Origin of the sequence: Paraburkholderia solisilvae (assembly GCF_902859875.1) — a bacterium.
In the GTDB taxonomy this organism is placed as follows: domain Bacteria; phylum Pseudomonadota; class Gammaproteobacteria; order Burkholderiales; family Burkholderiaceae; genus Paraburkholderia; species Paraburkholderia solisilvae.
Genome location: NZ_CADIKF010000010.1, coordinates 33,252 through 57,208 on the forward strand (window position 1 = coordinate 33,252; position 23,957 = coordinate 57,208).

Below are 23,957 nucleotides of genomic sequence, written 5' to 3' on the forward strand. Positions count from 1 at the left end.
TCGCGCCCTCAGTCATGCATTGCATCACGCCGAACTGCAACACGCTTATGGCCTTAAGCCTCCAGAGAGACCCATGCTGACCGGAAACATACTCACCACCGACGGGTGGATCCACGGCACGCTCGAATTCGAAAACGGCCGCATCACGGCGCTGTCGGGCCACGTGGTCGATCCGTCGACCAACGACGCGCCGTACATCCTGCCCGGCTTCATCGATCTGCACGTGCACGGCGGCGGCGGCGCCGACGTGATGGAAGCGGGCAATGCGATCGAGGCGGTCACGCGCACGCACGCGCGGCACGGCACGACGAGCCTGCTCGCGACGACCATGACCGCGCCGCGCGACGAGCTGATGCAGGTGGTCGCGGGTCTCGGCGCGGCCGCGCGCAACCGCACGCCGGGCGGCTCGCGTGTGCTGGGCGTGCATCTCGAAGGGCCGTACATCAACCCGGGCAAGCTCGGCGCGCAGCCGGACGCGGCGGTGTCGGCGGTGCTCGACGAGGTGCTGCAGTATCTCGCGCTCGGTCCGATTCGCGTCGTCACGATCGCGCCGGAAATTGCCGGGCATATGGACATCATCTCGGCGATCGCGGCACGCGGCGTGCGTGTGCAACTGGGCCACTCGCTCGGCACGTACGACGACGCGGTCGCCGCGATGAAACACGGCGCGCGCAGTTTCACGCATCTGTTCAACGCGATGTCGCCGCTGCATCACCGCAACCCGGGGATGGTCGGCGCGGCGCTTGCGCATGCCGAATACGCGGAGATCATTCCCGATCTGCTGCACGTGCATCCGGGCGCGATTCGCGCCGCGATGCGCGCGATTCCGCGCCTTTACGTGGTGACCGACAGCACGTCGGCGACCGGCATGCCCGACGGCGAATACCGCCTCGGCAGCCAGCACGTGACGAAGTGCCTCGGCGGCGTGCGTCTTGCCGACGGCACGCTCGCGGGCAGCACGCTGACGATGGATCAGGCGCTGCGCAACCTGTGTTCGCTCGGCCTGCCGATGGCCGATGTTTCAAACCGTCTGTCGCGCCATGCCGCCGACTACCTCGGCATCGAAGACCGCGGCCGTATCGCGCGCGGCGCGTGGGCCGACATCGTCGTGTTCGACCGGGAGCTGGCGCTCACCGCGACATACGTCGAAGGAGAATCAATTGTCGAATATGCTTAAAGAGGCGCTGGCGTCCGCGCAAGCGGTCGCCGCGCAACTCGCGGATCCCTCGCACGTCGAAGCGCTGGCGACACGCCTGTCGGCGCGGCCGCGCGATGTCGCGCTGACCGTCGCGCGCGGCAGCTCCGACCATGCGGCGAGCTACTTCGCGAGCCTCGCGATGGGCCGGCTCGGCGTGCCGGTCGCGTCGCTGCCGATGTCGGTCGCGACGCTGCAGCAAGCGCCGCTGCGCGTACGCGAGCAGGTCGCGATTGCGTTCTCGCAGTCGGGCAAGAGTCCGGATCTGGTCGGCACGATGGCCGCGTTGCGCGATGCCGGCGCGCTGACGGTCGCCGCGGTGAACGCGCCGCAGTCGCCGCTTGCCGATGTTTGCGAATGGCAACTGCCGCTCGTGGCGGGCCCCGAATTGAGCGTCGCCGCAACCAAGAGCTATATCGCGATGCTGTCGATATCCGCACAACTGGTCGCGCGCTGGCAGCGCGACGCCGCGTTGAGCGGCGCGCTGCAAACCTTGCCCGATTCCCTGGAGAAGGCCGGCACGCAGGACTGGTCGAGCGCGATCGACGAATTGCGCGGCGTCGAGCGGATGATCGTGATCGGCCGCGGCCTTGGTCTGGCCATCGCGCAGGAAGCGGCGCTCAAGCTGAAGGAAACCTCCGGTATCCAGGCCGAAGCGTTTTCGAGCGCCGAAGTGCGGCATGGTCCGATGGAGCTGATCGATCGCGACTATCCGCTGCTCGTGTTCGCGCTGCCCGGCCCCGAACAGGCGGGCCTGCTGCAGTTCGCCCGCGACATGCACGCACGCGGCGCGCGCGTGCTGCTCGCGGCGCCGGACGACGTCGCGCAGCGCACGCTGCCGCTCGTCGCGACGGCCGATCCGGCGCTCGATCCGATCGCCGCGATCCTGTCCTTCTATGTGATGGCGGCCGGCCTTGCGGCTGCCCGCGGCCGTAACCCTGACGCGCCTCGCCATCTGAACAAGGTCACGGAAACCCACTGATCAGGAACCCCAGATGCGACGTGTCGAGGAGACAGTTTTGATGAGCCATCCGGCTAACCCTGCGGCGACTTCCACGGCAACCCCGGCGGTAGCCCGTTCAGCAGGCGATATCGTTCTATTCGCGCCTTTGACCGGACCGGCGGTGCCGCTCTCGGACGTGCCCGACCCGGTGTTCTCGGGCGGCATGTTCGGCGACGGGATCGGCGTCGATCCGCTCGAAGGCAAACTGGTCGCGCCGTGCGACGGCGTGGTCACGCATATCGCGCGCACCGGCCACGCGGCGACGATCGTCAGCGCGGAAGGCGCGCACGTGCTGCTGCATATCGGCATCGACACGGTCGGGCTGAACGGCAAAGGCTTTGCGCCGATGATCGAGCAAGGCGCGCAGGTGCGCGCCGGCGACGTGCTGATCGAGTTCGATCAGGACCTCATCGCGCGTGCGGCGCCGAGCCTCGTGTCGGTGGTCGCGATTGCCAATTCCGACGCATTCGAGATCGTCGAGCGCAGCAGCGCCGGCGGCCGGGTTAAGGCCGGCGAAACGCCGTTGCTGGTGCTGCGTGCGCGTGATGGCGCCGCCGGTGCGGCGGCACGCGCCGCCAGCGCGGTCGCCGTGACGGAGGAAGCGCGCCGGCAGGTCACGCTGGCGCACGCCGGCGGCCTGCATGCGCGGCCCGCCGCGCGAGTGCGCGAAGCCGCGCGCGGGTTCGATGCGCGCGTCGAAGTGCGCTATGAAGGTCGCAAGGCGCCAGTCGAAAGCGTCGTCGGTTTGCTTGGGCTTGGTGCGGGCGAAGGCGCGACGGTCGAAATTCTCGGCACCGGTGCGCAGGCCGCCGCGGCAGTTGAAGCGGTCGCCAACGAACTGATGCGTGAAGCGCACGGCGAGCATGAAGGGAAACCGGCGCGGCAAAGCTCGCCGGCGCCGCGGCAGGCTGACGTGGCGGCGCGAGGCGTGAATGCCGCTTCGCCTTCTGCTTCGCACGCAGCCGCCGTGCTCGCGCCGAACACGCTCGCCGGCGTGTGCGCGGCGCCGGGCGTCGCGGTCGGCAAGCTGGTGCGCTGGGACGATGCCGACATCGTGCCGCCCGAACTGGCGGAGGGCACCTCCGCGTCGGAAAGCCGGCGCCTCGACAAGGCGATCGCCGCGGTCGATGCCGAACTGAATTCGACGGTGCGCGACGCATCGCAGCGTGGCGCCGTCGGCGCAGCGGGCATTTTCACCGTGCATCGCGTGCTGCTCGAAGACCCGACGCTGGTCGACGCCGCGCGCGATCTGATCAGCCTCGGCAAGAGCGCGGGCTTCGCGTGGCGCGAGGCGATCCGCTCGCAGATCGCGGTGCTGTCGAATCTCGACGATGCGTTGCTCGCCGAGCGGGCCGCGGACTTGCGCGACATCAGCAAGCGTGTGCTGCGCGCGCTCGGTTATGCAAACGCTGCCGTACGTGAGCTGCCCGACGAAGCTGTGCTGTCCGCCGACGAGTTCACGCCATCCGATCTGTCGTCGCTCGATCGCACGCGCGTGACCGCGCTCGTGATGGCGCGCGGCGGCGCCACCTCGCATGCGGCGATCATCGCGCGCCAACTGGGCCTGCCCGCGCTGGTCGCAATGGGCGATGCGCTGCATCGCGTCGAGGAAGGCACGCAGGTCATCGTCGATGCGACCCACGGCCGCTTCGAATACGCGCCGAGCGCACGCGACGTCGAGCGCGCGCGCAACGAGTGCCGGCGTCTTGCCGGCGTGCGCGAAACGAATCGCCGCGCGTCGCATCAGGTGGCGGCAACGCGCGACGGCCGCGGCATCGAAGTCGCGTCGAACATCGCGACGCTCGACGACGCGAAGACAGCCGTCGACAATGGCGCCGACGCGGTCGGCCTGTTGCGCACCGAGCTGCTGTTTATCCATCGCCAGACGGCGCCGAGCGTCGACGAACATCGTCAGAGCTATCAGACGATCGTCGATGCGCTCGCGGGGCGCACCGCGATCATCCGCACGCTCGATGTCGGTGCGGACAAGGAAGTCGATTATCTGACGCTGCCGCCCGAGCCGAACCCGGCGCTCGGTCTGCGCGGCATCCGCCTCGCGCAGGTGCGCCCGGACCTGCTCGAAGACCAGTTGCGCGGTCTGCTCGCGGTTCAGCCGCTCAACGCGGTGCGCATTCTGCTGCCGATGGTCACCGATGCCGGTGAACTGGTGCGTGTGCGCCGCCGCATCGACGAACTCGCGCGCGAAGCCGGCCGCACCGAGCCGATCGAAGTCGGCGTGATGATCGAAGTGCCGTCGGCCGCGTTGCTGGCCGACCAGCTCGCGCAGCATGCGGACTTCCTGTCGATCGGCACCAACGATCTCACGCAATACACGCTCGCGATGGATCGCTGCCAGCCCGAGCTGGCCGCGCAGGCGGACGGCCTGCATCCGGCCGTGCTGCGGCTCGTCGATGCGACCGTGCGCGGCGCGCAGAAGCACGGCAAATGGGTGGGCGTGTGCGGTGCGCTCGCGGGCGACCCGCTCGCGGTGCCGCTGCTGGTCGGCCTCGGCGTGACCGAGTTGTCGGTCGATCCGGTATCGGTGCCGGCGATCAAGGCGCGCGTGCGCAATCTCGATTATCAGCAGTGCCGGCAACGCGCGCAGGATGCGCTCGCGCTCGATTCGGCACAAGCGGTAAGAACGGCGAGCCGGTCACACTGGCCGCTCGATTAAACGAAGGCGCGAAGCGCGCGGCACGCGCCGCGCCGACGCGCTCATGCTTGGACGTCAGTCGACGTCGCGATGAAAAAAAGTGGAGTGGAGCAGACGATGGATGGCAATCCTTTTCTGAAAGTGCAGCGCCTCGGCCGCGCATTGATGCTGCCGATTGCGGTGCTGCCGGTCGCCGGGCTGCTGTTGCGGCTCGGACAGCCCGACGTATTCAATATCAAGCTGATCGCCGACGCGGGCGGCGCGATTTTCGACAACCTGCCGCTGCTGTTCGCGATCGGCGTGGCGGTGGGTTTTGCGAAGGACAACAACGGCGTCGCGGCGCTGGCCGGTGCAATCGGCTATCTGGTCGAAATCGCGGTGATGAAGGATATCAACGACAAGCTCAACATGGGCGTGCTGTCGGGGATCGTCGCGGGTATCGTTGCCGGGATGCTGTACAACCGGTACAAGGACATCAAGCTGCCCGACTACCTCGCGTTCTTCGGCGGCAAGCGCTTTGTGCCGATTGTCACCGGGGTTGCATGTCTCGTGATCGGCGTGGTGTTCGGCTATGCATGGGCGCCGGTGCAGTCGGCAATCGACGCGGCCGGCCACTGGCTCACGACGGCCGGCGCGATCGGCGCGTTCGTGTTCGGCCTGCTGAACCGGCTGCTGCTCGTGACGGGCCTGCATCACATCCTGAACTCGCTTGCGTGGTTCGTGTTCGGCACATTCACACCGCCGGGCGGCGCCGCGGTGACCGGCGACCTGCATCGCTTCTTCGCCGGCGATCCGGCCGCGGGCACCTTCATGACGGGCTTTTTCCCGGTGATGATGTTCGGCCTGCCGGCAGCGTGCCTCGCGATGTTCCATGAGGCGCCGAAAGAGCGCCGCGCGATGGTCGGCGGCCTGCTGTTCTCGATGGCGCTGACGTCGTTTCTGACCGGCGTCACCGAGCCGATCGAATTCAGCTTCATGTTCCTCGCGCCGGTGCTGTACGCGATTCACGCGGTGTTGACCGGCCTGTCGCTCGCGATCTGCTCGGCGCTCGGCATTCACCTCGGCTTTACGTTCTCGGCTGGTGCGATCGATTACGGGCTCAATTACGGGCTGTCGACGAAAGGGTGGGAGGCGATTCCGATCGGCCTCGTGTATGCGGTCGTCTACTACGGTCTGTTCCGCTTCTTTATCCGCAAGTTCAATATGGCGACGCCGGGCCGCGAGCCGGACAACGCGGATTCCGTACAAACGGTGTCGGCCGCTGTCGACGGCGGCTATGCGGCGCCCGCAGGCGGCACGGTGCTGCCGCGTGCGCAGCGGTATATCGCGGCATTGGGCGGTGCGGCCAATCTGACGCTGGTCGATGCGTGCACCACGCGTCTGCGCCTGTCGGTTGTGGATGCGGGCAAGGTGTCGGAAGCGGAACTGAAGTCGATCGGCGCGCGCGGCGTGCTCAAGCGCGGTTCGACCAACGTGCAGGTGATCATCGGGCCGGAGGCGGACATCATCGCTGACGAAATTCGTACGGCGATCGGGCAAGGCGCCGGCATCGTCGGCACGACTGCTGGCGCGCAGGCGGCGGCTGCGTCATCCGTGGCGGCGGCTCAGACCGCGGCGGTGGTGGCTGCGGCGGCGGCGGCAGTCAGCGGCCCGCTCGATCCGGACCCATTGCGTTGGCTCGCGGTGTTCGGCGGTGCGACGAATGTCGCGGCGCTGCAGGCGGTTGCGGCCACGCGTTTGCGCATCGTCGTGCGCGATCCGTCGGCGGTCGATCGTCAGCGGCTTGCGACGCTCGATGTCGCCTGGGTGTCGCCCGATACGTTCCATGTCGTCGTCGGGCAGGCCGCGCAACGCTACGCGCAGCAGCTGTCGGCGCGTCTGCCGGCGATTGGCGGCGCCGCGGCACAGCCCGCGTGATTCGTGATTCCCGTTTCGCCTGGCGCGTTTCGCGTGAGAGGAAGAGATGGATCGCTCGTCGTGAGATGAGCCCCGTCGTGATTCGACAGAGGCGGCATCGTGCCCGCTTTCATCGATGCTGAAGCGCATCGACGCATCGACGCATCGACACATCGACACATCGACACATCGACATATCGATGCATCGCATGGCACGCGGTGAAGCCTGAAATGACAACGCGGCGCCCTGATACCTCGGGGCGCCGCGTTGCGTTTACCGGGTCGCGCTTACCGCTTCGCTTTTGCAGCGTCGGCGGTGCGCCGCGCTTCGAGCCACATCACGTTGATGATGCCGAACGCGAGTGCGACACCGATGCCGAGAATCCAGCTGAAATACCACATCTGATGCTCCTGTTGCTGCCGTTGATTCGACGCGCAACGCACCCGCGTCGCACGCCGCTGGTTCCGTCGATCAATACATCGAGTGACTGTTCTGCTCGAGCGCCTCCGCGGTGACCTTGCCGCGCATCACGCGATACACCCAACTCGTATACACGAGGATGATCGGCAGAAAGACCGCTACCGCGATCAGCATGATCTGCAGCGTCATGCGGCTCGACGTCGAGTCCCAGACGGTCAGGCTGCTGCGTGCGTCGAGTGACGACGGCATGATGAACGGGAACATCGAGAAACCCGCGGTCAGGATCACGCCGATCACCATCAGCGAGGTCGCAAGAAAGGCGGTTTTCTCGAAGCGGGACCTGGCGAGCAATGCCGCAAGCAGTCCGCCGGCAACGCCAGCAAGCGGCGCGGCTATCATCCACGGATACGACGCGTAGTTCGCGAGCCACAAGCCGGGCGCGCCGATCACGCTCTTGAGCAGCGGATTCGACACCGTGTCGAGCGGCGCCGCCTCGACGATCTGATAGCCGCCGATCACCGTCGCGACCAGCACGCCCGCCAGCAGAAACAGCACGATCGCGACGAGCGACGCGATGCGCTGCGCGTGCGCGGCGCGTGCGGCGATCACGCCATCCGATTTCATCCTGACGAACGCCGCGCCATGCGCGGTCAGCATCGACACGCTGACGAGGCCGCACAGCACCGCAAACGGGTTCAGCAGCGCGAAGAAACTGCCGTGGTACGTGGAACGCAGGTCCTGGTCGAACGCGAACGGCACGCCCTGCAGCAGATTGCCGAACGCGACGCCGAACACCAGCGCCGGCACGAAGCTGCCGGCGAACAACGCCCAGTCCCATGCGTTGCGCCAGCCCGCGTGCTCGCGCTTGCCGCGATAGTCGAAGCCGACCGGCCGGAAGAATAGCGCGAACAGCACCAGCAGCATCGCGAAGTAAAAGCCGGAGAACGACGCCGCATAGACGAGCGGCCACGCGGCGAACATCGCGCCGCCCGCGGTGACAAGCCACACCTGGTTGCCTTCCCAGGTCGCGCCGACCGTGTTGACGACGATGCGCCGTTCGCTATCGGTCTTGCCGATAAACGGCAGCAGCATGCCGGCGCCCATATCGAAGCCGTCGGTGAGCGCGAAGCCGATCAGCAGCACGCCGATCAGCGCCCACCAGATCAATTTGAGGGTTGCGTAGTCCATAGTGATGTTTCCCGTGCGGAAAGAGGCGGATCAGACGGCGGTACGCGCGACGACCGGCGCTTCGGGCTGCATCTCGTGGTGGTAGCGCCCGGTGTGCAGCGACGAGGGGCCGAGCCGCGCGTACTTGAACATCAGCATGATCTCGATGATGAAAAGCGCGGTGTAGAACACGACGAAGCCGGCGAGGCTCAGATAAAGATCGCTCGGCGCGAGGCTCGATGCGGACAGCGACGTCGGCAGAATGCCGGCGATCGTCCACGGCTGGCGGCCGACTTCGGCGACGATCCAGCCGAACTCCGCGGCGAGCCACGGCAACGGAATCGCCCAGACGGCCCAGCGCAGGAACCAGCGTCGCTTCTCGAGCAGCAGCGAGCGCTGCGCGCAGAACCAGAAGGCGAGCACGAACGTCACGAGGAACAGGATGCCGAGACCGACCATCAGGCGGAACGAGAAGAACACCGGCGCGACCGGAGGAATGGTCTTCTTTGCGGCCTGGCGGATCTGCTCGGGTGTCGCGTCGCTCACGTTCGGCGTGAACTGCTTGAGCAGCAGGCCGTAGCCGAGATCGGCCTTGTGCGCGTCGAAGGCGGCGCGCACGTCGTCGCCGGCGTCGCCTTGCCTGAGCTTTTGCAGCGCTTCGTACGCGATCATGCCGTTCCTGATGCGCACTTCGTGACGCGCCATCAAGTCTTTCAGACCGACCACCGGCTCATCGAGCGAACGCGTCGCGATAATGCCGAGCGCGTACGGAATGCGGATCGCGTAGTCGGTTCGCTCTTCCTTCTGATTCGGTATCCCGATGATCGTAAACGGCGCGGGCGCGGGCGAGGTCTCCCATTCGGATTCGATCGCCGCGAGCTTGACCTGCTGGACTTCGCCGGTGCGATAGCCGGATTCATCGCCGAGCACGATCACGCACAGCGTCGATGCGAGACCGAAACCCGCGGCGATCGCGAACGAGCGCAATGCGAACTCGGTGTCGCGGCGCTTGAGCAGGTACCACGACGACACGCCGAGCACGAACATCGATGCGGTCACATAGCCGGCCGACACGGTATGCACGAATTTCACCTGCGCGACCGGATTGAACACGACATCGAACAGGTTCACGAGCTCCATGCGCATCGTTTCGTAGTTGAATTCCGCGCCGACCGGATTGTTCATCCAGCCGTTCGCGACGAGAATCCACAGCGCCGACAGGTTCGAGCCGAGCGCGACGAGAAACGTGACGATCAGATGCTGTACGCGCGAGAGACGATTCCACCCGAAGAAAAACAGCCCGACGAAGGTCGATTCGAGAAAGAACGCCATCAGCCCTTCGACCGCGAGCGGCACGCCGAAAATATCGCCGACGTAGTGCGAGTAGTACGACCAGTTGGTGCCGAACTGGAATTCGAGCGTGAGGCCGGTTGTGACGCCCATCGCGAAGTTGATGCCGAAGAGTTTGCCCCAGAACTGCGTCATGTCCTTGTAGATCGGTTTGCCGGTCATCACGTAGACCGACTCCATGATGACGAGAAGCCACGACAGCCCGAGCGTGAGCGGGACGAACAGGAAGTGGTAAAGCGCCGTAACGCCGAATTGAAGACGCGAAAGATCGACAACTTCGCGAGCGGGCATGATGATCACCTTCGGACGGATTCGATGCGGGCACGGACAGCAGTGCCTGTGCGACTTGTTCAGGCGGCAGCGACATCTGCCGGGCCTGCGGATGATTGAAGAAAGCGAGTTTGAGCGCGAACAGCAGGATGAACTTGATCGCGAGCACGATCACGATGTCGCGTGCGAAGGTCGGGCCGCGCGCCCAGCGTGTGATGCGCGCCCACAAGGCGGTGCGCAATGGGTTCCTGTGATTGAGCGTGATGGTCATGATCGGTGGATGACAACGTCACCCGGCCGGTGGCGCATGGCCGAAGCCGGGCGAGTGCATAGCGATTCTAGAAGCGCGGTGGCAGCCACGCGTGTTGCGCGCTGCGGCATGAAGTCGCGAAGGCGTCCTTACGACAGAAGTATTGTGATCCGCGTTGCGCTACGTCAAGGAACTGGAACGTCGAGACCGCGGGCGCGATCCGGACAAAGTCAAAGAAGATAAAAAAAGCCCTGCCGTCGAAAGACGGCAGGGCTTCGTGCTCCCCGCTGTTGCCGGGCGGCGCCCGGCGCTCACACGTTATGCGTATTCAGCGAGCGCGTTGCGCATCTTCTTCATCGCACTGGCTTCGATCTGGCGAATCCGTTCCGCCGATACGCCGAATTCATCGGCCAGTTCATGCAGCGTCGAACCGCCTGAGCCATCGTCTTCGACTTGCAGCCAGCGTGCTTCGATGATCCGGCGGCTGCGCGCGTCGAGCGACTCGAGCGCGGTGGCAATGCCGTCGCTATGCAGCTTGTCGCGCTGACGTTGGGCCAGCACCGCGGTCGGCTCGCTGTGCGAATCTGCGAGGTAAGCGATCGGCGCGAACGACTCTTCGCCGTCCTCGACCTGGCCTTCCAGCGCGATATCGCCACCCGACAGCCGGGTTTCCATCTCCGCCACTTCCTCGCGCTTCACGTTCAGCTCTTTCGCGAGGCCCTCGATCTCATCCGGCGTGAACGCCTGCAACCCCTGCTTGTGGCTGCGCAGGTTGAAGAACAGCTTGCGCTGCGCCTTCGTGGTCGCGACCTTGACCATGCGCCAGTTGCGCAGGATGTATTCGTGGATCTCGGCCTTGATCCAGTGCATCGCGTACGACACGAGGCGCACGTTCTGCGCCGGGTCGAAGCGCTTGACCGCCTTCATCAGGCCGATGTTGCCTTCCTGAATCAGATCAGCATGCGGCAGACCGTAGCCGAGATAGTTGCGCGCGATAGACACCACCAGCCGCAGGTGCGACAGCACCAGCCGCCGTGCCGATTGCAGATTGTTCTGCTCGCGGAATTCCGTCGCGAACTGCCGCTCTTCTGCCGGCGTCAGCATCGGGATCCGGTTCACGGCCTGGATGTAGGCGTCGATATTGCCCAGCTGCCCGGGCAGAAGCGAGGCGTGCGCGAGCGTCAGTGCACCTGCCGAAGCGGCCTTAGCCGACGACGGGCTGAGAGTATTCGGAAGGGTCATCGCATTGCTCACGTAGCGTACTCCTTTGAGTCAGACAAAACGCCGTATTAAGCGGCGCCACCATGGATGTTAGCACTCTGATTTACCGAGTGCTAACACTTAGAGCCTCTAGGGTCATCCAAGTTCCGTCTTTTCCTATTGAAACTTAACTTTTAATAGTATTGTACCCTTCCTGCGCGATTTGCCCTAGCTAGGTTAGGATTCATCCGCACTGCGAATGTGGCCATCCTAGGAGCATGATTTGACGCTACGACGCAGGACGCATGGCGGGCGTTGGCAGTAGTTCCAGGGAACGAGCATGCTGCTATCTCAAAAACGCCCGCTTTTGCTCTCAACAACTCAACTAGGTTCAACCTGGCAATTCAGGGCGCAAGATGAACGAAAACAAAGAGTTTTGGCGTGTTCTGGTACTAAAAGGAGTGTGCGCGGCGGCTTTTCTCGGTTTTTCCGGGGCTGCGGCGGCTGATCAGTTCGGGTTTCAGGTGGCGGGCGGCTGGGCGGACCGGCATACGAACAAGGTTGACCTTGGTTTCGTGTGGGACCCGAATCTCACCTGGTGGCAGATGGGAGACTGGCACTTCTCGCTGGTCGGCGAGGCGCACGCGGCCTGGTGGAATACCGGTGAAGGCGACGTGAACAGGAACATCGGCGAGTTCGGCGTCACGCCGGTCGTGCGTTTCATCAAAACCAGCGGCTGGATCCGGCCGTATCTCGAGGCCGGCGTCGGCATTCGCCTGATTACCCACCCGCGCGAGTCGGACAACTTCACGATGAGTTCGGCGTTCCAGTTTGCGGATATGGTGGGGGTCGGCTTCGCGCTTGGCGAGCACCAGCATTACCAGATCGGCTATCGTTTTCAGCACTTGTCCAACGCCAGTATCAAAGAGCCGAATCCTGGTATAAATTTCCAGCAAGTCTACGTGCAGTACAACTTCTGACGACCGCGGCCACTTCCGGCTCCGTCGGTGAAGGGGCGAATGGGATGGCCGCAAAAGTGATCGAGGCGATTCGCGGGCTCGAGCGCGAACGCTTTCGCGCGATGGTCGACGGCAATGGGCCGCAGCTCGACGCGTTGCTCTCGGAGAGCGTGATCTACGTCCATACGAACGGCAAACGCGAGACGAAGCAGCAGTTCATCGACGCGATCACCGCGGGCCGCCGCCGCTATCGCCAGATCGAGATCCAGTCGCAGGACGTGCTGCCGGTGGGACGCGAAACGTGCGTGGTCACGGGGCGCGCGCTGATCGAAATGGAAGCAAACAACGGCGCGCTGCTCTTTCCGATTGCTTACACCGCGATTCAGGCGCAGGAAGAAGGACAGTGGCGTCTGATCGCGTGGCAGGCGACGCGCTGTGCGCTGGAGTGACGGCGTGAGCGACGTTCGCGATTGCCCCCATCATCTCTGCATCGGTCGCGCCTTTTGAGCGGGCCTTAAGCAAACGCGAGGCAATCCGGTCGGAACTGCACTCGCGTGTGATGCGCATCGCCTGCCGGCGAATCTGCTGTTGCGTTTCCCCTGAGCCTTTCCCTTCCTTTTCCCTTTCGAATGTTTGAGCGCGCGATCAGGCCGCGGCTTTGGGGTGTTCGGGCGATCGCCATACAGCGCGATTGACGCCGCTAATGACCGCATCCACGACTGCCGCGGCTTCATCGCTGCCGATACCCGCACCGTGCCACAGCATGTCGTCCCCGATACGGCAGCCGACGAACACGGCGATCCGGCCGTCGGCCGCCCGCACGGTTTCGCATGACGTGATCTCGATGCGCTGTCCGGCGGCGCTCGCGAATTCAGCCGCGATCTGCTGTGCGTAGGCGTCGTGCGTGATGCTGCTCGCGCTGCCCGGCTTGCCGGCAGTGCCGACGCGGATATCGCGGCTTTCCCAGCGTACGGTGCTTGCGTCAATGCGTCGCGCCGGTCCCGCCACGTCGAAATACTCGCGCGCGAACAGCGTGCAGATCGTATCGGCGCTGACTTCGGCGCCCGACTGGTCGGCGATCGCCTGCACCGCATGGCTGAACTCGATCTGCACGCGGCGCGGCGGCGCAAAGCCCATCCCGCGCTCGAGCAGATAAGTCGCACCGCCCTTGCCGGACTGGCTGTTCACGCGGATCACCGCGTCGTAGCTGCGCCCGACGTCGGCCGGATCGATCGGCAGGTACGGCACTTCCCAGACTGCATCGGGCGCTTGCTGCGCGAAGCCTTTGCGGATCGCATCCTGATGCGAGCCGGAGAACGCCGTGTAGACGAGGTCGCCCGCGTACGGATGGCGCGGATGCACGGGAATCTGATTGCAGCGCTCGACGACGCGGCGCACCGCGTCGATATCGGACAGATCGAGGCCCGGGTCGATGCCCTGCGTGTAGAGATTCAGCGCGAGCGTGACGAGATCGACATTGCCGGTGCGCTCGCCATTGCCGAACAGGCACCCTTCGATGCGATCCGCGCCGGCCATCAGCGCCAGTTCGGCGGCCGCCACCGCGGTGCCGCGGTCGTTATGCGGATGCACGGACAGCACGATGCTGTCGCGATAGCTGAGATTGCGGTCCATCCATTCGATCTGATCCGCGTAGACGTTCGGCGTCGCGGCTTCGACGGTGGCCGGCAGATTCACGATCATCTTGTGCTCGGGTGTCGGCCGCCAGGTTTGCGCGACCGCGTCGCAGACTTCGCGCGCGAACGCGAGCTCGGTCATGCTGAACGTTTCCGGCGAGTACTGGTACGTCCAGTGTGTGTGCGGCCGCGCATCCGCGTGCTCGCGGATGAGCCGCGTGCCGTCGACCGCGAGTGCTTTCACGTGGTCTTTCGTCTGGTTGAACACGATCTTGCGGAACGACGGGCAGATCGCGTTGTACAGATGCACGATGGCGCGCGGCGCGCCTTCGAGCGCGTCGAACGTGCGCGCGATCAGGTCTTCACGCGACTGCACCAGCACTTCGATCGTGACGTCGTCGGGAATGCGCTTGTCGTCGATCAGCTTGCGAACGAAATCGAAGTCGGTCTGCGACCCCGACGGAAACCCGACTTCGATTTCCTTGAAGCCGATCGCGACGAGCATGTCGAAGAACTCGAGCTTCTGCGCAATGCTCATCGGCTCGATCAGCGACTGGTTGCCGTCGCGCAGATCGGTGCTCATCCAGACCGGCGCGCGGTCGATCGTGCGGTTCGGCCATTTTCGGCCGGTCAGCCGGACGGCGGGAAAGGGGCGGTACTTCTCGGTAGGATTGCTCAACATGGTGGCCTCGTTCGTTTAGTCGTATGCGTTGGGATGTCGCGTCGCGCGGGTAGCGCAACGCGACGGGTGCACGGTCCGCGTGCGGGCAGGCGCCGGTGCTAGCGGGAGCAACGAACGGGCGCGGACGATGAGCGGAGTGAGGAACGCGATGGCGATGGTGACGCCGGCAACGTTCGACGACAGAGCGCATGCAATGTGCATTTGACCCTCGCGACTCGTCCGAATGATGTTCGGTCGAGCACAGACGACTACAGGTTGTGAAGGAACTACGGTTTGGGGTGAAACAGAACGACGGGGACTACTGGGAGGACCGCGGACGCTTTCGGGCAGGAGCCCCAGGCAAACGCGGCGCTACGCCTGGCTTACGCTAGACGTAGCGATAGGGGCCGCGCTAGGCGACCGATGGTAATTCGGAGGGAGTTCAGGATGGAACGCATGTGCCGACTGTAAGCGAGCCCGCGCGTGCGTGTCAACCGCGGATTGCGCGGCGCCGTCGCGGGGGACCGCCTGCCGGCTTGCACGCGGGCGCCCGCTCAAGCCGTTTTTTTCGCGATTCCGGCGATGACTTCCACCTGCCGCGCGATTGCCGCGGGCACCGGCGCGGCGCCGCGCATCACGTCGGCGATCCACGCCGCGGTGGTGGCCGCGTCGCGCCCTTCAGGCAAATCGACTGCCGGGGCTTCGGCGGACGACCGCTCGGGCGTCACGAGCGTCTCGCAGATGCCGTCGCGCAGCCAGTCGATCTGCACCTGGCGGCGCGTATCGGCGACCGCTTCGCCTTCGGTGCCGCGGGCGAGCAGCGCACCGCCCGCGGCAGCCTCCGGATGCGCGAGAAATAGCTGCGTGAGGCTCTCGCGATACGGCGGATGCGTGTAGTTCACGAGCCGCAGCGCGGCCGGCGCGAACGGCTGCAGAATCTTGACGAGCGTGTGCGTCGAGTTGCGCACGCCCATCCGGCGGCGCAGCGCGAGCAGCCGCGCGAGTTTCGGCGCGAGTGTTTCGATCGGCGCGAACGCGACGTTGCGCGCGGCGAGCGCGGCTTCGATGTCGTCGTGCGTCTGCGCGGCGTCGATCTGCAGATGCGCGAAGATTTCCGCGCTCGTCACGCGGCCGGGGTCTTCGGTCACGCCGTGCACGAGCACGGGCACGCCTTCGCGCGCGAGCAGCAGCGCGAGCAACGGCACGAGGTTCGGTAGCTTGCGCGCGCCGTTGTAGCTCGGGATCGATACCGCGTGCGAGGTCAGCGACGCCTGCTGCGGGACGCGGATCGGCTCGAATGACGCATGCGCGGCGGCCAGCATCGCGGCGAGTTCGTCGGCGGTCTCACCTTTCAGACGGTAAGCGAGCAGCACGGCGCCGAGTTCGACGTCGGGCACCCGGCCATCGAGCATCGCGCTGTAGAGCGCGTGCGTGTCTTCGGACGACAGTGCGCGGGCGCCATTCGGGCCGCGCCCGATCTCCTTGATGAAGCGGGCGCACGGGAAGGGGGACGAGTCGGGAGTGGCGGAATCGTTCATCGGACGGATGTCGGCAGTCGGCGGCATTGCGGGCGGTTGCGCGAGCGGTGCAGTGCGGTCGCGGCGGCGCTGCCGCCGGGTGGCCGTCACAGCCGATCGGCTAATCGGAATAGGCCGAGTATCGCATGACCCGCGGATCGCCCGAGGCGCAGGCCAGTGGACGCGTCGCGACTCACTAGCTGACATTGCGCTTGCAAGCGGGGCACGGTTCATGCATGCGATATATCAGCGCGTTACACTCGCTGCTTTGCGATTTTTTTGCCGCGCATGCGGCTTCATACATGATGGAGAACGGGATGGGTTACGTCATTACACCGGCGCCGGTCGTCGGCGTGCCGGTGGTCGGATCGAACGATCAGTTCGCGGTGCGTCGTATCTACTGTGTCGGCCGCAACTATGAGGCGCATGCGCGCGAGATGGGGCACGATCCGGATCGCGAACCGCCGTTTTTCTTCTGCAAGCCGGCCGACGCGGTGTTGTACGTGGCGCCTGGCGCGACCGGTGAAATGCCGTACCCGTCGCAAACGAAGAATCTGCATTTCGAGATGGAAATGGTCGCGGCGATCGGCAAGGCCGGCAAGGACATCCCGGTCGAAAGCGCGCTCGATCACGTGTATGGGTATGCGCTCGGTCTCGACATGACGCGCCGCGATCTGCAGGCCGAAGCGAAAAAGCTGGGCCGTCCGTGGGATACCGCGAAGGGCTTCGATTATTCGGCGCCGCTCGGGCCGATTCATCCGGTATCGAAGGTCGGTCAGATCGGCAAGGGCGCGATCTGGCTGTCGGTGAACGGCGAAGAGAAGCAGCGCTCGGACGTGTCGCAACTGATCTGGTCGGTCGCGGAGACGATCGCGTATCTGTCGACGCTGTTCGAGCTGCAGCCGGGCGACCTGATTTTCACCGGCACGCCGGAAGGCGTCGGCGCGGTCGTGAAGGGCGATCTGATGAAGGGCGGGGTGGACGCGCTCGGCGAGTTTAGCGTGCGGGTGGTTTGACCGCGCGTCGGCGGCGTGGTTGGATCGCGGTACAGACTATTTGCCGCGGTTCGACCGGGTCGCGATAGACAGGGTCGCGACAGACCGGGTCACGATAACAGCGACGCGCAAGATCGCGTCGCGCTTGACCGCCTCACGCTTGACCGCCTCACGCTCCCCGACCCGCTAGCGTGAGACCGAGCGGCCATATACGGCAACGCGCCGGACCAGTCGCGTTGGCCGAGGGGCGCCAAAGACCGCGGCGAGGGAGGAGACAGATCGATGAAGCTCTACAGCTACTTTCGCAGTTCCGCCGCGTGGCGCGTGCGTATTGCGCTCAATCTGAAGAAGCTGCCCTACGACTGTGTGCCGGTCCATCTGCTGCGCGACGGCGGCGAGCAGTTCTCGGACACGTATCGATCGTTGAATCATGACGCGGTGGTGCCGACGCTCGTCGACGATGGCAACGTACTGCAGCAGTCGCTGGCGATCATCGAGTACCTCGACGAGACGCATCCGCAGCCGCCGCTCTTGCCCGCCTCGCCGGGCGATCGCGCATTTGTGCGCGGAATCGCGCTGCAGCTCGCATGCGAGATCCATCCGCTGAACAACCTGCGTGTGTTGAAGTATCTGAAGCGCACCGTCGGTGCGGGCGACGACGCGAGAAACGCGTGGTACGCGCATTGGATCAGCTCGGGCTTTACGGCGCTCGACGCACATCTGGCGGCGAGCCGCCGCAGCGGCGCGTTCTGTTTCGGCGACGCGCCGACCCTTGCCGACACGTGTCTGATCCCGCAGGTGTTCAACGCGGATCGCTTCAACGTCGATACGAGCGGATTTCCGACGATTCGCCGCATCTACGACCACGCAATGCAATTGCCCGCATTCGCGCAGGCGGCGCCAGGCGCGCAGCCCGACGCGGAGTGACCCATCGCGCCGCCGTTTGCGCGTCTCGTCGCGTCGCATCCCGTCGCACCGCGCGTGCTCTATGCGGCGCGTGCGGTGTGACTAACCACCGAGCAGCGCGTCGGAGAATTCTTCCGCGCTGAACGGCTGCAAATCTTCGACCGTCTCGCCGACGCCGATGAAGTACACCGGCACCGGCCTTTGCCGTGCGATCGCGGCGAGAATCCCGCCCTTCGCGGTGCCGTCGAGCTTCGTTACGATGAGGCCGGTGAGACCGAGCGCGTCGTCGAATGCTTTCACCTGGGCGAGCGCGTTCTGGCCGGTATTCGCATCGATCACGAGCAGCACTTCGTGCGGCGCGCCTTCGAGCGCCTTGCCGATCACGCGTTTGACCTTGCGCAGTTCTTCCATCAGATGCAATTGCGTCGGCAGGCGTCCGGCGGTATCGGCCATCAGGACGTCGATCTTGCGCGCGCGCGCCGCACCGACCGCGTCGAAAATGACCGCGGCCGGGTCGCCGCTTTCCTGCGAGACGACCGTCACGTTATTCCGTTCGCCCCAGATCGCGAGCTGCTCGCGCGCGGCGGCGCGGAACGTGTCGCCGGCGGCGAGCAGGACCGATTGATCGAAACGTTGCAGATGCTTCGCGAGCTTGCCGATACTGGTCGTTTTGCCGGCGCCGTTCACGCCGGCGATCATCATCACGAGCGGCTGATCGCGGCCGAGCATCAGCGATTTTTCCAACGGCTTGAGCAAGTCGATCAGCAATTCGCGCAGGGCGGCTTTCACTTGCTGCGGGTCGGTGAGGCGCTGCGCGCGGACCTTTTCGTGCAATGCCTCGAGCAGGAACTCGGTGGCGTCGACGCCCGCGTCGGACATCAGCAGCGCGGCCTCGAGTTCCTCGTACAGGTCTTCGTCGATCTTCGTGCCGACGAAAATGCCGGTGATGCTCGAGCTGGTCTTCGCAAGACCGCTTTTCAGGCGCGTGAGCCACGAGCGTTTCGCGGCGGGCTCGGGCGCCGGCGGCGGAACGATTTCGACGGTCTCGAAAGCTTCGGTCGCTGCGGGTTCAATTGCGGCGGCGCTCGATTGCGGGGCGGGCTGCGGTTCGCGAACGGCCTCGCGCGCGGGTTGCGGTTGAGCTGGCGCTTGCGGTTGTTGCGGCGGCTGCTCGGCCGCGCGTTGCGGTTCGGTGCGTTGCGGTGGTGGCTCGGGCTTGGGTTGCGGTTCGGCGCGTTGCTGCAACGGCGCGGGATCGCGTTGCGGCTCAGCGGGCTGCGGCTGCGCGGGATCGCGTCGTGGTTCGGCGGGCTGCTGCTGCGCGGGATCGCGCTGCGGTTCGGCGAACTGCTGCCGCTGCTCAGATTCACGCTGTGGTTCGGCACGTTGCAGTGCCGCCTGCCCGTCGACCATGGGAGCGAAGGCAGTCGGCGCAACGGACGGCGCTGGCACGGCGGCAGGTGCCGCAGCGGGCGCGGCCGCCGATGACGCACCCGGATGCGCCGGCTGCTGTGCCGGCGGCGGCGCGATGTCGACGCGCGGCTCAGCCGCCGGCGCCCCGGCTACCGGCGGCGCAACAGCTGCCGGCGCATCCGGTGCTGCGACGCCGGCTGTCTCCGGCGACTCGGCCTGCGCATTGTCGGATGTCTTGGAACCCCTGAATCGCTTGAGAAAACTGAACATGTGCTGGCGTAGTGAAGAGACGAGCCGGCTTTCTTGCCGGCGAAGGTCGCAAAGGTCAAATGCGGGCCATATCGAATGACTGCGCGACGTGACTGCGGGACGTACTGCGCGGCGATACGGCGCGAAGCGCGCAGCGCTGACGGCGCAGCGGCATCACATCGCTTGCCGCGGCCTCGAAAGCGCAGCCGCACGTGATGATCAACGCCCGCGCCGCATAGCGGCGCGACCACGCGCAGCCATTGCGCAGGCGCACGCATCGTGATGCGGAATTGAAACGCGAGCACGGCGCGTCGGATTCGGCACAACACCGGATTCGGCACAACACGACGGAAGCCGCGCGCGCAAGCGTGACATTTTATCAGGCGCCGCCGGTCTCGCGCCGCCGCGAGAGCGCGCCGACCCATGTGGTAACGTTGGCGCTCCGGCCCGTGCACCATGCGCGGCCGGCATCCGTTCAGCTACCCCGATTACATGTCCCGTCCATCCTCGACGCGCGCGCGCAGCGCGCCACCGCCGGGCCGCGGTCCGGCCCACACGATTCGTATCATCGGCGGCGACTGGAAGCGCACGCCGCTACCCGTGCTCGATCTCGACGGCTTGCGGCCGACGCCGGACCGCGTGCGCGAGACGCTGTTCAACTGGCTGGGCCAGCGGCTTGACGGCCAGCGCTGTCTGGATCTGTTCGCCGGCAGCGGCGCACTCGGCTTCGAAGCCGCGTCGCGCGGCGCGGCGCGCGTGCTGATGGTCGAGCGCCATGCACGCGCGGCGGGCCAGCTGCGTGCCAATCAGGCGAAACTTGGCGCGCGCGCGATCGAAATCGCCGAAGCGGACGCGTTGCGGCTCGCCGCGAGCCTTGCCCCCGGTTCGTTCGATGTCGTCTTCCTTGATCCGCCGTTCGGCGAAAATCTGCTCGACCGTGCGCTCGAACTCGCGGTGCCGCTCGTCGCGGCGGGCGGATGGCTATACGTGGAAGCGGGCGCCGCGCTCGACATCGAAGAGATTCCCGCGCTCGCCGGCTGGGCGATTGTCCGGCAGGGCAAGGCCGGCGCAGTCCACTATCATTTGCTGCGGCACGAAAATGATGAATAATGCGCGTTCGATTACCAGAGCCGGGCAACGGCCATCACGCTTGACAGTCGGGAGTCGGGTCCTTGCGCGCCAATCGCATTGGTGGCGCGCGCAGCCGCGGCGCACCTTTAGCCTGAAGGAAGAGAGGAGAAGTCCATGGTAGTCGCCGTGTACCCGGGTACGTTCGACCCGCTGACGCGCGGTCACGAGGATCTCGTGCGCCGTGCGTCGAGCATCTTCGACACGCTGGTGGTGGGCGTTGCCGACAGCCGCAACAAGCGGCCGTTCTTTACGCTCGACGAACGCCTCGACATCGCGCATGAAGTGCTCGGCCACTATCCGAACGTGCAGGTCGCGAGCTTCAAGGGGCTACTGAAAGATTTCGTGCGCAGCAATAACGCGCGTGTCATCGTGCGCGGTTTGCGCGCGGTGTCGGATTTCGAATACGAGTTTCAGATGGCCGGCATGAACCGCTATCTGTTGCCGGACGTCGAGACGATGTTCATGACACCGTCCGATCAATACCAGTTCATCTCAGGCACAATCGTCCGCGAGATCGCGCAACTCGGCGGCGACGTCAGCAAGTTCGTGTTTCCGTCGGTGGAGAAGCGCCTGCAGGACAAGGTGGCCGAGCTTCAGGCGCAGCAGACGAACCAGCCGTAATGCGCGTAAACTAGGCGTTTTACGCGAAAGCGGCCGGCGCGGTCCGACTCGTGGGTTTGGCGCCTGCGGTTTGAGTCGCCACACCCGCAGGAAGCGACCGGCAGGAAGCGAGACCAGCATGTCCCTGATCATTACCGACGAGTGCATCAACTGCGACGTTTGCGAGCCCGAGTGCCCGAACGACGCAATCTCGATGGGCCCGGACATCTACGTGATCGACCCGAATAAATGCACCGAATGCGTCGGCCATTTCGATGAGCCGCAATGCCAGCAGGTGTGTCCGGTCGAGTGCATTCCGCGCGATCCGCAGCATGCGGAAACGCCGGAGCAGTTGATGGTGAAGTACCGCGCGCTGCAGGCCGCAAAAGGCGCCTGAGCGCGGGCTTCGGTTCCCGCGACGCACTGCCCGCGCAACGCGGCGTGCACTTCAACCGCGGTTGCTCAGGCCGCAACCGCGGCTGTTCAGTTCACGTGTTCAGCAATTCCCGTAACGCGGCGAGCAACGTATCGCACTCGGCATCGGTGCCGATCGTGATGCGCAAATGCTGGTCGGCACGCGGCGTCCTGAAGTGCCGCACGAAAATTTCCCTTTCCCTGAGCTTTGCCGCGAGCGTCGCGGCATCGTGACCGGCGTGGCGCGCAAACACGAAGTTTGCCGCCGACGGCACGACGTCGAAGCCGAGCGCAGTGAGCGCGGCTGACAGACGTTCGCGGCCTGCGATTACCTTTGCGCAGGTGTCGCGGAACCACGCGTCGTCGTTGTAGGCGGCGGTCACGGCGACCTGCGCGACGCGATCGAGCGGATACGAGTTGAAGCTGTCCTTCACGCGCACCAGCGCGTCGATCAACGCGGCGTCGCCGAATGCGAAGCCGACGCGCATGCCGGCAAGCGAACGCGATTTCGACACCGTATGCACGACCAGCAGATTCGGATACCGCGCAATCAGCGAGATCGCCGATTGTGCACCGAAGTCGACATACGCTTCGTCGATCACGACCACCGAATCGGGGTTCGCTGCGACGAGCTTTTCGATATCGGCAAGCGGCAATGCGTGACCGGTCGGCGCGTTCGGATTCGGGAACACGATGCCGCCGTTCGGCACCGCGTAGTCGGCGATGCGCACCTTGAATGCATCGTCGAGCGGCACGGTCCGATAGTCGATCTCGTATAGCTGCGCGTACGTCGGATAGAAGCTGTACGTAATGTCCGGGAACAGCAGCGGGCGGTCGTGTTTCAGCAGCGCGAGAAAGGTCATCGCGAGCACTTCGTCGGAACCGTTGCCGGCGAAGACCTGTTCGACGGCGAGCCCATGGTGCGCAGCGACCGTCTCGCGCAGCGTGCGCGCGGTCGGGTCCGGATAGCGGCGCAACGATTCAGCCGCGTCGCCGAGTTCGTTGCGAATCGCGGTGAGCACCGCGGGCGACGGCGGATACGGGTTCTCGTTGGTGTTCAGCTTCACCGGATGCGCGAGCGCGGGCTGTTCGCCGGGGACATACGGCGTCAGGCGGTGAACGATGTCGCTCCAATAGCGGCTCAATTGGGCCTCCGTGCAAGTTACTGACTGTGTGTGTGACGCTCGCCGCGCACCCTGCCCGTACGCGCGGGGCACGTCGCGCCTGTCCCGCTCAAGGATTGCGATGCAACTGCATCATCGCCCGCTCGAGTTCCCCTTTGACGACCTGCGGCATCACCGCAAGCGCGCGCTCGACGGACGCATCGATCACATCCTGTTCTTCCTTGCGCGGCGGCTTCAGCACGAAGTTCGCGACATCGGGTTTCGCGCCGGCGCGCGCGCTTTCCGGAATCAGGTCGCGCGGATGCCCGATGCCGATGCGCAGCCGCCAGTATTGCGGCGTCGTCAGATGGGCGGAGATGTCCTTCAACCCATTGTGACCGCCGCTGCCGCCGCCGAGCTTGAGCTTGACGGTGCCAGGCGGCAGGTCGAGTTCGTCGTGCGCGACGAGAATCTGGTCCGGCAGGATCTTGAAGAAGTGCGCGAGTGCGACGACCGATTGACCGGAGCGGTTCATATACGTTTGCGGTTCGAGCAGATGTACTTCTTCGCCGTGCAGCCGTGCCTTCGCATAGAAGCCGTGAAAGCGCCGTTCGTCGCGCAACGTCGCGCCCGCTTCGCGCGCGAGTTGATCGACCAGCCAGAAGCCGGCGTTGTGACGCGTCGCGGAATATTCAGCGCCCGGATTACCGAGCCCGACGATCAGCTTGATCATGTTGTCGAGGATAAACGGCTACACGTACACGCCGGCAGCCTTGGGTGAGCCCGCTTACGAAGCTGTAACACGAACCGTCAACATCGCAGAAAAACGTGCGAAAAAAAACCCGCCGGGGCGAACCTCGGCGGGTCACGTCGTCCGTTCCATTGAAACGGATCGAGAGGATAGCTCGCGGAATGCGGCTCAGGTGGTGGCCTGACTAGCTGGCCACCTCAACTGGCCACATCAGCCGAC

21 protein-coding genes and 1 pseudogene are annotated in these 23,957 nt (G+C 65.4%); 12 read left to right on the forward strand and 10 right to left on the reverse strand.

Annotation, left to right across the window (positions count from 1 at the left end; all coding sequences use genetic code 11):
• The first annotated feature begins 73 nt into the window (after positions 1-73).
• The 4 genes from nagA to nagE all read left to right on the forward strand — a co-directional run bounded on the left by nagA (position 74) and on the right by nagE (position 6,768).
• On the forward strand, positions 74-1,177 hold the full coding sequence (gene nagA, locus HV675_RS08470) for an N-acetylglucosamine-6-phosphate deacetylase (protein WP_175110439.1): 1,104 nt from the start codon (positions 74-76) through the stop codon (positions 1,175-1,177).
• Positions 1,170-2,177, forward strand: a complete 1,008-nt coding sequence (locus tag HV675_RS08475; protein WP_175110533.1) for an SIS domain-containing protein — start codon at positions 1,170-1,172, stop codon at positions 2,175-2,177. Before nagA ends, HV675_RS08475 begins: the two co-directional genes overlap by 8 nt.
• Before the next feature lie 40 nt (positions 2,178-2,217).
• A complete protein-coding gene (ptsP, locus tag HV675_RS08480; RefSeq protein WP_246270152.1) occupies positions 2,218-4,872 on the forward strand; it encodes a phosphoenolpyruvate--protein phosphotransferase in 2,655 nt (884 codons plus the stop codon).
• A gap of 96 nt (positions 4,873-4,968) precedes the next feature.
• Entirely contained in the window at positions 4,969-6,768 is a 1,800-nt protein-coding gene (gene nagE / locus HV675_RS08485) for an N-acetylglucosamine-specific PTS transporter subunit IIBC (protein WP_175110441.1), read from the forward strand.
• A gap of 267 nt (positions 6,769-7,035) precedes the next feature.
• On the opposite strand, the gene cydX is transcribed toward nagE, so the two are convergent.
• The 5 genes and pseudogenes from cydX to rpoH all read right to left on the reverse strand — a co-directional run bounded on the left by cydX (position 7,036) and on the right by rpoH (position 11,459).
• Positions 7,036-7,149, reverse strand: a complete 114-nt coding sequence (cydX, locus tag HV675_RS08490; RefSeq protein WP_175110442.1) for a cytochrome bd-I oxidase subunit CydX — start codon at positions 7,147-7,149, stop codon at positions 7,036-7,038.
• A 70-nt stretch (positions 7,150-7,219) separates the two neighbouring features.
• A complete protein-coding gene (gene cydB, locus HV675_RS08495) occupies positions 7,220-8,356 on the reverse strand; it encodes a cytochrome d ubiquinol oxidase subunit II (protein ID WP_175110443.1) in 1,137 nt (378 codons plus the stop codon).
• Between the two features lie 30 nt (positions 8,357-8,386).
• The gene (locus HV675_RS08500; protein WP_175110444.1) at positions 8,387-9,976 is read right to left on the reverse strand and encodes a cytochrome ubiquinol oxidase subunit I; all 1,590 of its coding nucleotides are present in this window, start codon (positions 9,974-9,976) and stop codon (positions 8,387-8,389) included.
• A pseudogene (gene cydP, locus HV675_RS32415) lies at positions 9,969-10,226 on the reverse strand (cytochrome oxidase putative small subunit CydP); the annotation flags it as partial. The pseudogene cydP and the gene HV675_RS08500, both read right to left, overlap by 8 nt.
• Positions 10,227-10,523: 297 nt before the next feature.
• Complete coding sequence (rpoH, locus tag HV675_RS08505) at positions 10,524-11,459, reverse strand: RNA polymerase sigma factor RpoH (RefSeq protein ID WP_175110445.1); 936 nt, start codon at positions 11,457-11,459, stop codon at positions 10,524-10,526.
• A 362-nt stretch (positions 11,460-11,821) separates the two neighbouring features.
• Between rpoH and HV675_RS08510 the strand changes: the two genes are divergently transcribed.
• Together HV675_RS08510 and HV675_RS08515 are read left to right on the forward strand one after the other, a co-directional pair.
• Positions 11,822-12,385, forward strand: a complete 564-nt coding sequence (locus HV675_RS08510) for an acyloxyacyl hydrolase (RefSeq protein ID WP_175110446.1) — start codon at positions 11,822-11,824, stop codon at positions 12,383-12,385.
• Positions 12,386-12,429: 44 nt separating this feature from the next.
• On the forward strand, positions 12,430-12,813 hold the full coding sequence (locus HV675_RS08515; protein WP_175110447.1) for a nuclear transport factor 2 family protein: 384 nt from the start codon (positions 12,430-12,432) through the stop codon (positions 12,811-12,813).
• A gap of 196 nt (positions 12,814-13,009) precedes the next feature.
• Here the strand turns inward: HV675_RS08515 and leuA are convergent, their stop codons facing one another.
• Together leuA and ybiB are read right to left on the reverse strand one after the other, a co-directional pair.
• Entirely contained in the window at positions 13,010-14,680 is a 1,671-nt protein-coding gene (gene leuA / locus HV675_RS08520) for a 2-isopropylmalate synthase (protein ID WP_175110448.1), read from the reverse strand.
• Positions 14,681-15,213: 533 nt separating this feature from the next.
• Entirely contained in the window at positions 15,214-16,197 is a 984-nt protein-coding gene (ybiB, locus tag HV675_RS08525; RefSeq protein WP_175110449.1) for a DNA-binding protein YbiB, read from the reverse strand.
• Positions 16,198-16,493: 296 nt separating this feature from the next.
• Here ybiB and HV675_RS08530 point away from each other — a divergent pair, with 296 nt between their 5' ends.
• Both HV675_RS08530 and maiA read left to right on the forward strand, forming a co-directional pair.
• The gene (locus HV675_RS08530) at positions 16,494-17,192 is read left to right on the forward strand and encodes a fumarylacetoacetate hydrolase family protein (protein WP_175110450.1); all 699 of its coding nucleotides are present in this window, start codon (positions 16,494-16,496) and stop codon (positions 17,190-17,192) included.
• A 261-nt stretch (positions 17,193-17,453) separates the two neighbouring features.
• Positions 17,454-18,098, forward strand: coding sequence for a maleylacetoacetate isomerase (maiA, locus tag HV675_RS08535; protein ID WP_175110451.1), 645 nt, complete (start codon positions 17,454-17,456; stop codon positions 18,096-18,098).
• Between the two features lie 81 nt (positions 18,099-18,179).
• On the opposite strand, the gene ftsY is transcribed toward maiA, so the two are convergent.
• On the reverse strand, positions 18,180-19,322 hold the full coding sequence (ftsY, locus tag HV675_RS08540; protein ID WP_175110452.1) for a signal recognition particle-docking protein FtsY: 1,143 nt from the start codon (positions 19,320-19,322) through the stop codon (positions 18,180-18,182).
• On the opposite strand from ftsY, the gene HV675_RS08545 reads away from it, so the two are divergent.
• The 4 genes from HV675_RS08545 to HV675_RS08560 all read left to right on the forward strand — a co-directional run bounded on the left by HV675_RS08545 (position 19,314) and on the right by HV675_RS08560 (position 21,867).
• Entirely contained in the window at positions 19,314-19,565 is a 252-nt protein-coding gene (locus HV675_RS08545) for a hypothetical protein (protein WP_175110453.1), read from the forward strand. The genes ftsY and HV675_RS08545 overlap by 9 nt on opposite strands.
• Before the next feature lie 666 nt (positions 19,566-20,231).
• Positions 20,232-20,849: a 16S rRNA (guanine(966)-N(2))-methyltransferase RsmD gene (gene rsmD, locus HV675_RS08550; protein WP_175110454.1), complete on the forward strand. Its 618-nt coding sequence runs from the start codon at positions 20,232-20,234 to the stop codon at positions 20,847-20,849.
• Between the two features lie 135 nt (positions 20,850-20,984).
• Positions 20,985-21,491 carry a pantetheine-phosphate adenylyltransferase gene (coaD, locus tag HV675_RS08555; protein ID WP_175110455.1) on the forward strand — a complete coding sequence of 169 codons (507 nt, stop codon included), beginning with the start codon at positions 20,985-20,987 and terminating at the stop codon, positions 21,489-21,491.
• A gap of 118 nt (positions 21,492-21,609) precedes the next feature.
• Positions 21,610-21,867, forward strand: coding sequence for a YfhL family 4Fe-4S dicluster ferredoxin (locus HV675_RS08560; RefSeq protein WP_175110456.1), 258 nt, complete (start codon positions 21,610-21,612; stop codon positions 21,865-21,867).
• A 91-nt stretch (positions 21,868-21,958) separates the two neighbouring features.
• Here the strand turns inward: HV675_RS08560 and hisC are convergent, their stop codons facing one another.
• A complete protein-coding gene (gene hisC / locus HV675_RS08565) occupies positions 21,959-23,029 on the reverse strand; it encodes a histidinol-phosphate transaminase (RefSeq protein ID WP_175110457.1) in 1,071 nt (356 codons plus the stop codon).
• An 88-nt stretch (positions 23,030-23,117) separates the two neighbouring features.
• A complete protein-coding gene (gene pth, locus HV675_RS08570) occupies positions 23,118-23,720 on the reverse strand; it encodes an aminoacyl-tRNA hydrolase (protein WP_175110458.1) in 603 nt (200 codons plus the stop codon).
• Positions 23,721-23,957 lie beyond the last annotated feature (237 nt).